General features: G+C 73.9%; 1 pseudogene. It reads left to right on the top strand.

Annotated elements, in window-relative coordinates:
* A pseudogene (locus FQ746_RS33245) lies at positions 1–467 on the top strand (DNA topoisomerase IB); the annotation flags it as partial.

The raw sequence follows: 467 nt of genomic DNA, 5'->3' as shown, positions 1-467 counted from the left end.
TCGAGCACGACGTGCGGATCGACGACGCGCGGGTGCTGCCGATCGTGCGCGCCTGCGCGAAGCTGCCGGGGCGGCACCTGTTCCAGTATCTCGACGCCGAGGGCGCGCGGCACGCGATCGGCCCGGCCGAGATCAACGACTACCTGCGCGAGGCGGGCGGCGCCGACTTCAGCGCCAAGGACTACCGGACCTGGGCCGGCAGCGTCAACGCGCTGGCCCTGCTGCGGCGCGCCGCCTGGCTCGATGCGCGGCAGGCGCGCAAGCAGATCGTCGCCACGGTGCGCGAGGTGGCGGCGCTGCTGCACAACACGCCGGCCGTGTGCCGGAGCAGCTACATCCACCCCGTGGTGCTGGAAGCCTTCGAGACCGGCGCGCTCGCCGTGCTCGGGCCCTGCACCAAGCGGCGCGGGCTGCGCACCGACGAGATCCTGTTCGCGAGCCTGCTGGCCAGCTCGTCGCCCGGCAGC

It is taken from the genome of Paraburkholderia sp. BCC1886 (assembly GCF_900996245.1).
Lineage (GTDB): Bacteria > Pseudomonadota > Gammaproteobacteria > Burkholderiales > Burkholderiaceae > Paraburkholderia.
The sequence above is the reverse complement of the archived record's forward strand: the minus strand, read 5'-3'. Positions and strand labels throughout refer to the sequence as shown.